We start from the raw sequence: 249 nt of genomic DNA, 5'->3' as shown, positions 1-249 counted from the left end.
TAACGGCACCGGTCTCTTTTAAAGCCATAAATTTCTGGAGAAGGTCGGTATATCCTGAAAAAATGACGTCTCCTTTTGGCACGTCCATCCCGGCAATCTCTGCATCGCTGACCACGGCGAGGGGCAATTTCCCCGGGTCTCCAGCCATATTTTCAGGATCTCCATCGACAATTTGTTCCAGATTAAAAACCGCTTGAATGACATGAATTTCTTTTTTGCTGTAGGAAATGTTATTTTCGTCCAAAAGTT

1 pseudogene is annotated in these 249 nt (G+C 44.2%); it reads right to left on the bottom strand.

Annotated elements, in window-relative coordinates:
- Positions 1–249 (bottom strand): annotated as a pseudogene (locus CF394_RS13490) (bacitracin ABC transporter permease); the annotation flags it as partial.

Source organism: Tetzosporium hominis, assembly GCF_002265435.1.
GTDB lineage: Bacteria > Bacillota > Bacilli > Bacillales_A > Planococcaceae > Chryseomicrobium > Chryseomicrobium hominis.
This window is presented reverse-complemented; position numbering and strand designations above follow the sequence as displayed.